Raw genomic sequence first — 12,077 nt, 5'->3', positions numbered from 1 at the left:
TTCATTACTTTCCGGAGCGGTTCCAGTTAAAGAGGAGCCGCTCTAAGTATTTGTTTCGTCGCATTATCCTGCGCAAAGCCGCTTCCCACTTCTGCTGGAAATGCTCTAAATTCAGATGGCGCTCTCAGTCCTTGGGGGGCTGAGAGTTTCACTTTGCATACTGGCGCTACCATGAGTATTTCAGGCTGCCGACAACCGTTCGGCCCTGATCGCGATAACAGAAACCTGCAGAACAGACCGGCTTGCGCGTGTCGAAGAGGTTGGTGGCGTTGACCTGCAGCTTTACGCCTTCATAGTCCTTCTTGATGGCGCCAAAATCGAAATCAATCGCAGCATCGACGAAAGCGCGAGAACTGTTTTTCATGGTGTTTTCGTCATTGCCGTAGCTGGAACCGACAAAGCGTACGCCTGCGCCGACACCCAGACCGTAGAGGAAAGTGTTCTCGGGCAATTTATAATGGGCCCAGGCCGACGCCATGTGGGTCGGAACGGACGAGATTTCATTGCCAATTGTGCCTTCCGGCCCGTCCTTGATACTGGTCTGCATGTAGCTATAGGATGCAATGAGGGAGAGGCCATTGTCGAGACTGGTACTGGCTTCCAGCTCCAGGCCGCGTGAGCGCAGTTTACCGCGCTGCACCTGAATGTTGGCCGGGCCTGTATCGAGTTCAACCACTTCGTAATAGAGGCCGTTGTCCTGATTGATGTTGAACAGGGCTGCCGTCAACAGGGTATTGCTGTTGGGCAGTTGATACTTGATTCCGACTTCCTGCTGGTCACTTTCCGTTGGCTCGAACGGATTGCCTGTTGCCTGGTTTACACCGGCATTGGGCGAAAAAGCGGTCGAATAGCTGGCATATGGCGTAATGCCCCAAGGCGTCTCGTAGGTCACACCGGCGCGCCATGTGAAGGCCTTGTCGCTCTGATCGAAATCGGTGGACGTGCTGGTTGTCAGATCGGTGTTTTTCGTGTCGGTACTGACCCAGTCCTGACGACCGCCAAGGGTAATGGTCCAGGCATCATAGCGGATCTGATCCTGCAGATAGATGCCAGCCATAAGCTGGTCCTGAACGTCTTTTGTCTGGAAATCTATTGGTGCTACAGGGCGTCCCATGGACGGATGTCTGGTGTCCAGCGGCGGTGTGTAACCATAGCCGTTCAATCCCTTCCATTGCAGCTTTGTCAGGTCGACCCCAGCCAGGAACCTGTGCTCAAAATTGCCGGTATCGAAATTTGCTTCCAGTTGGTTATCGATAGTGAAGCTGGTCAGGCGCTCTTCAAAAGTGCCTGCGCTGCTGTCGAGAAGCAATGGATCGTCTTCATTGGCCTGATAGGCAAAGGCCCAGTCGGCTCCGATTTTGGTCGACGCAAGGCGGGCATTCTGGCGGAACACGAATGTGTCGTTGAGGCGGGTTTCGAATTCATAGCCGATACGCCCCTGAGTTTGGACCGAGTCGTTGAAAGCGGTATTGCCTGCAAAGAAGTCGAAGACCCTGTCCGTGGCGGCATCATAATAATAAGCGGCCGTACCGCCGGTTTTGGTACGGGAGAACTCGCTGAGGATTGTCAGGCGCGTGTCTTCGTCTGGTTTCCACGTCAAGGCCGGTGCTATGTAAATGCGGTCGTCTGGAACCGAGGGCTGTTCGGTATCGGAATTGCGCCAAAGGCCTGTCAGGCGATAGTAAAGCGGGTCGCCTTCCTTGACCGGGCCGGATAGATCGAACTGGGTCTGATAGCGATTGTTGGTGCCATATTGGACCTGCACCTCATGCAGCGGGGTTTCGGTCGGGCGCTTGCTGATCAGGTTGAACAGGCCACCCGCACCGGAAGCGCCGTATAGGGCTGACGATGGGCCGCGCAAAATGGAAACGCCTTCCAGACCGTAAGGTTCGGTCTTGAACAGTGCGGAGCTGGCTCCGGGCTGGCGGAGATTGTCGCGGAACACACCGGTATATGTGACGTCGAAGCCACGTACAGTGAAAGAGTCGAACCGCGGATCGAAGCCGTAGCCGCCAACGCGTGCACTGGGTGTATAGGCGATGGCGTCGAGCAAGCTCTGCGGATTGCGGTCTTCAAGCTGCTGCTGGGTAACAGAGGAAATGGACTGCGGGGTCTGTACAAACGGCGTATCAATCTTGGCGCCGGTTGCGCTGCTGCGTGCCACATAACCGTCCGCATCAATTACGCCGCCGCTGCCACCATCTATGACAATCTTGTCGAGAACGATTGCACCATTCTCCGTCGAAGAGGAGGTGGACTGCTCCTGCGCTATTGCAGTAGCGGCAAGAGCGATGAGGGATGTACCAGCCAGAATTGTGCGGCGGAGAGGCATGCAATCTGAACGCATAAAGAATATTCCCAACATGATTTCGACAATCATGAGTGATATATTCATGTATTAATACGGGCAAGAAATTACATGATAAAAAGAGTCATGTTTGATGACCTGTAGTCATCCTGCAACACCTCGGCTGATGCAGGATGTGACCTCAATGCCATCGTTGCCAAACCTGGCTGGTCTCATATTCCCTTATGAGGCGAACAAACCGGGGGATGGAGGATCAGAGGTCATATGAACCAAATCCAACAAGCTCAAGGTGTCTGATTGCAGCGGCCATTCCTAAACGTGATAGTGAGTACCGTTTCGCCTGCTGCATGATAAGCTGCGCCATTCATAACGAGGAGGCATGATAATGCGCTTGATGATGGGAATGTTGCTGGCTGGCGCCAGCATCTTGGGCGGGGCTGGTTTGGCAAAGGCAGAGGACAGTGTCGAAGTCCTTCACTACTGGACTTCGGGCGGCGAAGCTGCCGCGCTCAATCTTCTCAAGGAAAATCTACAGAAGCAGGGCATTGGCTGGGTCGATATGCCAGTTGCCGGCGGTGCGGGCGAAGCTGCCATGACGACTTTGCGCGCCCGCGTGACGGCGGGTAATCCGCCTGCCGCCGTGCAGATGCAGGGTTTCGATATTCTGGATTGGGCAGAGCAGGGCGTGCTCGGCAATCTGGACGAAGTCGCCAACAAGGAGGGCTGGGACAAGGTTATCCCGCCAGCAATTCAGCACTTCTCGAAATATGATGGTCACTGGATTGCGGCACCCGTCAACGTCCATTCGACCAACTGGGCCTGGTACAACAAGGCCGCTTTAGACAAGGCTGGCGGAAAAGTGCCACAGAACTGGGATGAGCTCGTTGCACTGCTCGACAAGTTCAAGGAGCAGGGGATTACCCCGATTGCACATGGCGGCCAGCCCTGGCAGGAGGCGCTTATCTTCACCAGCGTCGTGATGTCTTTTGGGCCGGATTTCTACAAGAAGGCGCTGATCGATCTCGATCCGGAAGCCCTGAAGAGCGATACCATGAAGCAGGTATTCGAGCGGATGGCGAAACTGCGCACCTATGTCGACGACAATTTCTCCGGGCGTGACTGGAATCTCGCCTCGGCGATGGTGATCGACGACAAGGCGGGTGTGCAGTTCATGGGCGATTGGGCCAAGGGCGAATTCACCAAGGCGGGGAAAAAGCCCGGCACTGATTTTGTCTGCGGGCGTTTTCCGGGAACGGAAGGCTCCGTGGCTTTCAATGCCGATCAGTTTGCGGTTTTTGAAGTTGGCGCAGACAAGCGCAAAGCGCAGCTTGCCCTTGCAACCGCTGTTGAAGACGTCAATTTCCAGTCGGCCTTCAATGTGGTGAAGGGCTCGGCACCTGCCCGCACAGACGTGCCGTTTACGGCATTCGATGAATGCGGGAAGAAGGCGATTGCGGATCTTGCCGCAGCCGACAAGAACGGGTCGCTGCTCGGTTCCTTCTCGCAGTCGCATGCTCAGCCAACTGCAATCAAGAACGCGATGTTCGATGTCATAACCCGTCAGTTCAACGGGCAGCTCACGGCAGATCAGGCGGTGGAAGAGCTGAGTTCCGCGATCGATATGGCGAAATAAAGCGAGTTAGCAAGCGTAACAAGGAATGCATCGGCCTCGCCTATGACGAGACCGATGCGTACCGCTTCGATACTTCCGGCTTCTTTCCCCCCAACCGCTCTGCGGTCTTTCCCTCCGTGTCTCCCACCGACGACGCAACTACGTCGCTTTAGCATATGCGTGAAACGGATATCGGTAAGGCCACGACAGAACGAGAACTGCCTGCCACGGAGAGCCTGTTGCTGTGACATGCTCCCTTCTCTCCACTCAATTTAGTTGGATTGCTTCCCATCGACTTCCTTGTAAGCAGCATCGAGGAAACTGGTATCAATCCACTTTTCGTAGTCAACTGAACCCTTGAGCAGTTTGGCATCGGCCATGAATTGCTCTTCGCCTTTAAGCGACGCGAGCGCCTCGGGGGTAATTCTGGGGTCTTGATAAAACACATTGTTCCGATAGGTCTGACGAACCGACTTTTCCGACGACTTTGTTTCGGCAACGAAAATCTTGATCGTTTCTTCGGGATGGGCGTCGGCCCAACGCGCCGTTTCGATATCGACTTTCAGGAGGCGCTTGACGAGCTCGGGATATTTGCGAACGAAGTCCCCATTCGCTGAAATCAAGAACGGGGCCGACCATTCGGGATGCGAGGAAGCATCGAGGATGACTCGCGCTTGACCTGTTTCGACGAGTTTTGCGGCGACGTCGCCACTTTCGACAACGGCATCTACATCCCCGCGTACGAGTGCCGGGCCTGAAGCATCAAAGGCGAGATTGAGAGATTCCACGTCGCTGAGCGACAATCCGACCGATTGGAGGGCCTTTGCGAAGACTGAATGGCGGACTGTCCCGGTGAGATAGGCGACTTTCTTACCCTTCAAATCTTGCAGTGATTGGATTGATGAGCCTGTGCTGACGATGATCGCTGAGCCGTTTTCCTTGATGAAGCTTGAAAGACCGATGGCCTTGACGTCGGCACCGGCCGCAGCGACCCGGAGTGCCGGATTATTGCCGGTGTAAATGAATTCTACCGCTCCGGTGGCAAGCGCGGTTGTTGCTTCAGAACCGCCGTTGGTGAATGCGATAAACTCGACCTTGATGCCATCTTCCTCAAATTCTTTGGCAAGTGTGCCGTTATGCCTTTCGAGGATAAACTTCAAATGGCCGGGTGCTGTACTGCCGATGCGGATCACATTTGGCTTCTCATCGGCAAATGCGGCTGATGACAGTGTTACACTGCCAAGTACGAGTGCTGAGAGGCCCCCGAACAGAACGCGGCGTAGGATGGGAGAATTGAAAATGGTCATATGGTGTTCCCCTTGAGACCAGTTGATGTTGGTTCGAACTCAGGTGTGGGAGGTATCGGAATTGCCTTGCCAGGCGGTGGACCAGCGTTCGAACCAGACCAGCAGATAGTTCACCAGTAGTCCGATCACTGTCATGGTTATGATGCCGGCATACATATCGGCTGTTTCCATCATCAGCTGCGATTGCTGGATCAAAAATCCGAGGCCGGATTTTGCCGCCAGCATCTCTGCACCAATCACGGCGAAGATCGAGGCTTTGACGGCAAGCCGCATGCCTGAGACGATTGATGGAATGCTGGCTGGCAGGATGACTTTCCGGAACATATCGATGTCCGATGTACCCATCGAGCGCGCCGCCTTTAACAACAGCGGATCGACGGATTTGACGCCCGAAATTGTATTGATCAACAGAAAGAAGACCGACGAATAGAAAGTAATCGCAATCTTCGACGCTTCGCCGATACCAAGCAGCAGAATGAAAACGGGCAGCAACGCAAATTGCGACGTGTTACGCAGCGTTTGCACCAGTAAGTCGGAAACTTTTTCAAACAGGGGATAGCGCCCCATGAGAAAGCCGAGCGGTACCGCAATGATAACGGCCAGCACGAAACCTATTGCCGCTCGTTGCAGGCTGATGCCGATATTGGCCGTAAGCGTTCCGTCCAGCAGCATCGCGTACCATGCCAACGCTACTTCGCTCAGCGGAGGAAAGAAGATGCGATTCAGCCAGCCGAGCCGCGGCGCGATCTCCCACAATACCAGGAAAGCCAGCAGCAACGGCAAGCCGTATGTGAAGGTGCCGAACTCCAGCCGCTTAAGATTCCAAGTCCGCCCTTTCGCACTATTGGAAGAATGGCGCGTACCGAATGCAGTCTTATCGGCTACATATGCCATGGTGATCAGCTCCTTCAGTGGGTATAGTCAGGCGACAGCGCCCAGTCTTTTTGTGCCTTGTTGACTTCGTCACGAAGCGCTTCCCACACGCGGCTGCGGTGCGCATTGAATGGGGAGCTGGCGCGGATATCGCTGCCGCGAGGCCTCGGGAGATCAATGTCTATTATCTCCTTCACTGTGCCTGGGCGTGCCGTCATGACGACGATTCTGTCCGCGAGATAGATCGCCTCATCAATCGAATGAGTAACAAAGACAACGGTTGTATTGATCTTTTCCCATATACGAAGCAGTTCGGTCTGAAGAATCTCCCGGGTTTGTGCATCGAGTGCCGCGAAGGGCTCATCCATGAGCAGAACCTCCGGGTCCGTGGCAAGAGCTCTGGCGATTGCAACGCGCTGTTGCATGCCGCCCGAAAGCTGATTGGGAAAACGATCTTCGAAACCGGAGAGTCCGAACAGCGAAAGGAAGTATCGCGCCTTTTCGGTGCGCTCCCGCTTGGCGACGCCCTGCACCTCCAGCGCATATTCGATGTTGGACAGAGCGGTGCGCCATGGAAAAAGGGCATATTGCTGGAAGACGTAGCCTGTCTTCGGATCCGGCTTGACGATACGCTTGCCATCGATTGAGACAATGCCGTTGGATGCCTCGGTCAGACCGCCGATAATATCGAGCAAGACGGATTTGCCGCTGCCGCTCGGACCGACCAATGTAATGAACTCACCCTTCCGGATAGCAAGGTTGACCCCATTCAGAACGGTAACGCGGTCCGAGCTTCGACCCTCGATCTGGACCGACTGACCGGGCTTCAACTGAAAAGTTTTGTGAACGTCGGTTACTGTGATGCGGTCCATGCGGTTCTCCATTCAGACTTGTGCAACGCGGATGTGATGTGTCGGGTCGAGTTCCGACCCACCCGGTTTCCCGCGTCTCCATCCCAGCGCGCGCGAATAGCTGCCGAAAAGCCCTCGCTCTTCCGCTTCGGCCTCCGTTATCGAAAGAGGGCCATCGGCGCGTTCGGCGACATAAAGCGCGTCCGTTGGGCAATAAATCTCGCACAGAAAGCAGGTCTGACAATCATCCTGACGGGCAATGACGGGGGCACTATCAGACGTATCGAAGACGTTGGCCGGACAAACCTTCACGCAAATATCGCATTCTACGCAGCGGCTTTGGGAAACAATCTCGATCAAGATGCCATCTCCCGCCGACTGTAAGGCGCGGTCGAGACGGAGATGTCGTCGATCCCACGTAACGTGATGGGTCGCGCAAACGTCATTTCGTTGCCTTCGAAGTCGCTTCGGCGGTGTATGCCGCGACTTTCTTTGCGGGCGAGTGCTGCCGCCACTGACCAACGTCCGGATGCTGCAATTGCTGCTGCTTCGCGCGCCTTCAGGCGATTGGGGCCTGCTCCTGAAAGATGGTGTTTGACGTCGTTCCAGACTGCGTTGAGTTTTTCGCTACTGACCCGCAGACGGTTGCCTTCGCGGAAATAGTTCTTTTCCAAGGGCGTGACTTCAGCCCGCACACTGTCGATGACATCCTTCGGCGTGAGCCAATTTTTGGTTGTCGAGACGGGACGCAGGCCTGCTTGACCAAGCGGATTGGAATGGCGCTTGAAGGCCTTGCCGCTTCGACGCTTGGCATGCAACGCGGCACCCTGACCGGACCACCAGCCACTGGCGATCGCCCAAGAGGAGTTAGGTCCGCCGCCGCCGGATGTGGCTCCCGCAATTTGCTCGCGGCTCGCGGCATCTCCAGCGACATAGAGACCGGCAACGTCGGTGGCGCAATCTGACGATGCGATACGAATACCGCCGGTGCCGCGAACAGTTCCTTCGGCTCGGAAAGTAACGCGGAATGGATCACGGAATGGATCGACCGGCATCCTGTCATAGGGCACGAAACAGTTCGGCTGACCACGGCGCAACCAGTCCTGCAAGGCGGGCTCTGCCTGGTCAAGCACCGCGTAAACGGGGGCGTCGATCATTGCCTTGGCAATTTCCTTCTCACGCTCGCCGATACCGTTCTGCAGATGATTACCGTCGCTATCGAGAATTGGGGTGCCATCCTCCCGATAGAACGAAGCCCAGCGAAACGGTAACCCCTTATTGAGGGACGTACCGAAGGGTGCCAGAGTATACTTGCCCGTGAACTCCATGCCGGAAAGGCTTGCGCCGGCTTCGGCTGCCATAAGATGGCCGTCGCCGGTCAGGGTGGTGGCACCCAGTATGCGTTCGTGGAACGCGCATCCGCCTGTTGCAAGCACGACTGCGCCAGCCTCAACGCGCCAGTCGCGGTCGCGCTGACGATCTATTCCGGCCGCGCCTGTAACTGCCTCACCGTCGAAATAGAGTTCCAGAGCCGGATGATGGTCCAGCACCGTAACGCCGGCCCTTAGAACACGTCGGCGCATGAAGGCCATGTAATCAGGCCCGCGTAGATTGGCGATATAGAGCCTGCCATCTTCACCATCGGGAAATGGATATCCCCATTCGGCGAGCTTGAGCAGATTTTCATAGGCTTGATCGACCGTGCGCAGCATCCAGCGCTGATCGGCAAGATTACCGGTACGCTGCCAGCGCCGCTCGATGATCTGAGCCCGGTTGTCCCCTGGCGGCGCGATCCAGGTGCCGGTGTTTGACGGTGCCGTTGCGCCGCTGGTACCTAAATAACCCTTGTCAGCAAGGATGACCTGGGCTCCGCTCTGCACGGCCGATAAAGCAGCCCAGGCGCCAGCAGGACCGCCTCCCAGGATGAGTACATCCGTTTGCAAATGCAGCGGATCACTGCTTATCAGGTCTTTTCGCTTCAATGACATCGAGATTTCCAGAAAACATTATGCCGGTTTGTGACCGTGCAGCGTTGTCATGCGACGCTGGAGAACTGAGACGGTTGGTTTCCGGCAGTCCATTTGATGTTGCAGCCAATCAAGGGCGTTTGTTCTGCTGTGGGTTTCTTGCCCGCAAGTATTGCATCGGTCGCAGCGCGCAGATCATTGCCCGTTACCAGCTTGCCGTTACCCGGTCGGGCATCATCGAACTGGCCATGATAGGCGAGCTTGCGATCGCGATCGAAAAGGAAAAGGTCGGGTGTGCATGCCGCGCCATAAGCCAGTGCGACCGTTTGTTCCTCGTCCTTCAGATATGGGAACGAGTAACCGAATTCTTCGACTTCCCGGCCGATTGCTTCAATGCTTTCTTCGGGGTGTGTCTCGGCGTCGTTGCTGTTGATGGCAATCACTTGCAAGCCCTTCTTCTGATACTCGCGGGCGAAGGATGCAAATTCATTCCGAATGAGTTGCACGAAGGGACAGCGATTGGAGATGAAAGCGACAAGAAGCGCCGGTGCGTCTTCAAAATCGGAGAGCTTGTGCGCTTTACCATTCGCGTCGCTCAGGAGGAAACTGGCCGCTTCAGTGCCAAGTTCGATGGAATTGGATGGTGTTTTGGGCATGAGATCCTCCTTTATGGGAGGGTCTATAATCTACAATTTTTGTAGGTAATGAAGGAAAGAAGATTGCGTGTTCTTACGGGAAATGGAATTAACTTCCCACTGCATTGACGTCCTGTAAAAGGCATGCGGTTTCGGTGAGAAATAATTCAATAACCGGCTAGCGCTCATATCCTGCGAGTTCAGCGAACATCAGGAGCGGCGGCTTGCGCGGGGGCGTTGAACAATTCAGCTTGCCTGATTGTCGGCATTCCGACAGAGCGCTTGAACTGCATTCGAGCAATGTCAACTGCGACGAACAACAGCCATTTGCTCACGTATTGCGACGGGGATGTCACGTGGTTTCTGCCGTAGACGGCATATCTGTTAGTTTAAGTAACCGATAGGATCACTACATGTTCAGAGGACCTGAAGAGCGCTTCATACACGCAGCGCTTCTTGATCCTATGTAGTTGATTTATTTGGAGATCGAATGGTGGGCGTGACAGGGATTGAACCTGTGACCCCTACGATGTCAACGGCGGCTTGCTATTTCCCGATACTTCCCGGAATTTCACTAACTTACTGTATTTAATGAATAAAAATTTTATGCGCATCCTTGATCTTCCCGAATATTCTGTTCAAATCATGTGCTGAAAGTTGCTAATCTGTTGCTAGGATTTGATATGCCAATTACGAAAAACGACGTAGACGGCCTGACACCCGACACAATTTTGTGGGATGACGGCAGGGGTAGCGTGGCAGGTTTTGGGGTGAGGCGGCAGCGCGTCGCTCGAGTGTTTATTCTCAAGTATAGCGTTCGAGGGCGTTCGCGATGGATGTCTATTGGAAAGTATGGATCACCATGGACCGTTGAAACAGCTCGTCTCGAGGCAAAACGCCTTCTAGGCTTGGTAGCATCAGGTGGCGACCCGGCGGCCGCGAGAGACGAACAACGATCTGCTGAAGGTCCGTTGACTGTCGCGGAACTCTGCGACGATTATATGAAAGCTGCCCGTGCAGGTGCCATTTTAACTCGCTTTCACCGACCTAAGAAGGAGTCGACGCTTCAGATTGATGTGGGTCGCATTGAGCGACACATTAAGCCACTTATCGGAAAGAAGCATGTGATCGAGGTGGATTCTAAAGTTGTCAAGCGTCTGATCCACGATATCACGGTGGGAAAAACAGCTACGAGTATCAAAACTGGGACCCGCGGCAGAGCAATTGTAACTGGCGGTGCAGGTTCTGCTGCTCGCGTCGCGGATTTGCTGTCAGGGATTATGACATGGGCAGTCGATGAAGGCTTGATCCGCGACAATCCTGTTCACAGGGTTCGCAGATACCGAGGACAGCCACGGCAAAGATTCCTATCAGAAGTAGAACTGAAACAACTGGGAAAGGTGCTATCTGCCGGACGCGATTGTAATGAAAAAGCAATTCATCGTTATGCTCTGACAGTCGTTCATCTACTTGTGTTGACGGGATGCAGACTAAACGAAATTGCTTCTTTGAGATGGTCTGAAGTCGATTTATCTCAGCGATGTTTGCGTCTCGGGGACACGAAGACGGGACAAAGTCTCAGAGCAATTGGTAGCGCAGCAACGAAAATCTTATCGAACATCGATAAACTGTCTGGTTCAGATTGGGTATTCCCTGGAGCAAGGGGAGACGGCCCGTATCAAGGAACGAAACGTGAGGCTGCCCGAATATTTCAAACAGCGGAATTGGATAATGTCACTTGCCATACTCTCCGGCATACGTATGCGTCTTTTGCTTCGGGGTGTGGGTATTCTGATGGCACAATAGCTGGACTGTTAGGGCACAAGGGAAGAGGCGTTACTTCTCGCTATATACATCGTCCGGACAGCGCGTTGCTTGCGGCTGCGGAGGACGTCAGCGAGCATATCAAAGGGCTGTTGAACGTGACGTCTTACGACGCGAAATAGCCCAATTTATGACAACTGGCCAGCGGCTATACCTGTTCTAGCAGGCATTAGTTCGGCCTGGGCGCGCTGCTAGACCGGGTTGAAGATGCTGTTCCCTTGGGCAGACGTTAGGTGGAATTGGCGAGCAAGATGGGCATTCTAGCCGAGCCGCCGAGATTTCAGAAAAAGGCCCTTGTTTGTCGTGTCCTGACTGTTCTTGAAGGCTTTATGGGGACATATTTGACAAACAATAAGAAACAGCCTGATTGTCGGTAACGCGCATTCAAGTCACCACCGGGGTGAATAAGGCATATACTAATTGGAACGCCGTGCGCAGGCCTTTTTACTGGGCGTTCTATGCCCCCGTTCACGACCGGAGTAACTTCCCTAGCGCGGTTTCTCCTCCGGCTGCTGTTTCGGCGGTTAGGCCTATTGCGGTAGGCTGCCCGCCGATTGTACCGTCAACGGCTGCGTCTGCCCTTCATGAGCATGTAGGCCATTAAGGCCACCAGACCAACAGAAACCCACGCGGAGCGGTGCCTGGGACTTCTCGTGCGTATTGTACAACATGTTGGCCACGTTCACGTGCATCTTCGGCG

At 54.6% G+C, this 12,077-nt stretch carries 10 protein-coding genes; 2 read left to right on the top strand and 8 right to left on the bottom strand.

Features of this window, described 5'->3' with window-relative positions:
- Positions 1-166 precede the first annotated feature (166 nt).
- Positions 167-2,347, bottom strand: a complete 2,181-nt coding sequence (locus F9K94_RS06355) for a TonB-dependent siderophore receptor (RefSeq protein WP_151644325.1) — start codon at positions 2,345-2,347, stop codon at positions 167-169.
- A 346-nt stretch (positions 2,348-2,693) separates the two neighbouring features.
- Between F9K94_RS06355 and F9K94_RS06350 the strand changes: the two genes are divergently transcribed.
- A complete protein-coding gene (locus F9K94_RS06350) occupies positions 2,694-3,941 on the top strand; it encodes an ABC transporter substrate-binding protein (RefSeq protein WP_151644322.1) in 1,248 nt (415 codons plus the stop codon).
- Here the strand turns inward: F9K94_RS06350 and F9K94_RS06345 are convergent.
- Genes F9K94_RS06345 through F9K94_RS06315 form a run of 7 tightly spaced genes read right to left on the bottom strand, consistent with a single transcriptional unit; the run spans position 3,896 to position 9,574 of the window.
- Positions 3,896-4,171, bottom strand: a complete 276-nt coding sequence (locus F9K94_RS06345; protein ID WP_151644320.1) for a hypothetical protein — start codon at positions 4,169-4,171, stop codon at positions 3,896-3,898. The two genes, F9K94_RS06350 and F9K94_RS06345, sit on opposite strands and share 46 nt — an antisense overlap.
- Before the next feature lie 21 nt (positions 4,172-4,192).
- Complete coding sequence (locus F9K94_RS06340) at positions 4,193-5,227, bottom strand: aliphatic sulfonate ABC transporter substrate-binding protein (RefSeq protein ID WP_061347587.1); 1,035 nt, start codon at positions 5,225-5,227, stop codon at positions 4,193-4,195.
- A 39-nt stretch (positions 5,228-5,266) separates the two neighbouring features.
- A complete protein-coding gene (locus F9K94_RS06335; RefSeq protein WP_151644318.1) occupies positions 5,267-6,121 on the bottom strand; it encodes an ABC transporter permease in 855 nt (284 codons plus the stop codon).
- Positions 6,122-6,135: 14 nt separating this feature from the next.
- Positions 6,136-6,972, bottom strand: coding sequence for an ABC transporter ATP-binding protein (locus tag F9K94_RS06330; protein ID WP_151644316.1), 837 nt, complete (start codon positions 6,970-6,972; stop codon positions 6,136-6,138).
- A 12-nt stretch (positions 6,973-6,984) separates the two neighbouring features.
- Positions 6,985-7,311, bottom strand: coding sequence for a 4Fe-4S dicluster domain-containing protein (locus F9K94_RS06325; protein ID WP_061347590.1), 327 nt, complete (start codon positions 7,309-7,311; stop codon positions 6,985-6,987).
- Positions 7,308-8,939 (bottom strand): FAD-dependent oxidoreductase, encoded by a 1,632-nt coding sequence (locus F9K94_RS06320; RefSeq protein ID WP_061347591.1) that lies wholly within the window; start codon positions 8,937-8,939, stop codon positions 7,308-7,310. Before F9K94_RS06320 ends, F9K94_RS06325 begins: the two co-directional genes overlap by 4 nt.
- Before the next feature lie 47 nt (positions 8,940-8,986).
- Positions 8,987-9,574, bottom strand: coding sequence for a thioredoxin family protein (locus tag F9K94_RS06315; RefSeq protein ID WP_061347592.1), 588 nt, complete (start codon positions 9,572-9,574; stop codon positions 8,987-8,989).
- A gap of 662 nt (positions 9,575-10,236) precedes the next feature.
- On the opposite strand from F9K94_RS06315, the gene F9K94_RS06310 reads away from it, so the two are divergent.
- Entirely contained in the window at positions 10,237-11,499 is a 1,263-nt protein-coding gene (locus F9K94_RS06310; RefSeq protein WP_151644314.1) for a tyrosine-type recombinase/integrase, read from the top strand.
- Positions 11,500-12,077 lie beyond the last annotated feature (578 nt).

Origin of the sequence: Brucella tritici (assembly GCF_008932285.1) — a bacterium.
Lineage (GTDB): Bacteria > Pseudomonadota > Alphaproteobacteria > Rhizobiales > Rhizobiaceae > Brucella > Brucella tritici.
The sequence above is the reverse complement of the archived record's forward strand: the minus strand, read 5'-3'. Positions and strand labels throughout refer to the sequence as shown.

Excerpts from the sequence above, each read along its gene's own strand:
- F9K94_RS06310 (WP_151644314.1), top strand. The coding sequence starts at position 10,237 with ATGCCAATTACGAAAAACGACGTAGACGGCCTGACACCCGACACAATT.
- F9K94_RS06335 (WP_151644318.1), bottom strand. The coding sequence starts at position 6,121 with ATGGCATATGTAGCCGATAAGACTGCATTCGGTACGCGCCATTCTTCC.
- F9K94_RS06340 (WP_061347587.1), bottom strand. The coding sequence starts at position 5,227 with ATGACCATTTTCAATTCTCCCATCCTACGCCGCGTTCTGTTCGGGGGC.
- F9K94_RS06320 (WP_061347591.1), bottom strand. The coding sequence starts at position 8,939 with ATGTCATTGAAGCGAAAAGACCTGATAAGCAGTGATCCGCTGCATTTG.
- F9K94_RS06355 (WP_151644325.1), bottom strand. The coding sequence starts at position 2,347 with ATGCGTTCAGATTGCATGCCTCTCCGCCGCACAATTCTGGCTGGTACA.
- F9K94_RS06315 (WP_061347592.1), bottom strand. The coding sequence starts at position 9,574 with ATGCCCAAAACACCATCCAATTCCATCGAACTTGGCACTGAAGCGGCC.
- F9K94_RS06345 (WP_151644320.1), bottom strand. The coding sequence starts at position 4,171 with ATGTCACAGCAACAGGCTCTCCGTGGCAGGCAGTTCTCGTTCTGTCGT.
- F9K94_RS06330 (WP_151644316.1), bottom strand. The coding sequence starts at position 6,972 with ATGGACCGCATCACAGTAACCGACGTTCACAAAACTTTTCAGTTGAAG.
- F9K94_RS06350 (WP_151644322.1), top strand. The coding sequence starts at position 2,694 with ATGCGCTTGATGATGGGAATGTTGCTGGCTGGCGCCAGCATCTTGGGC.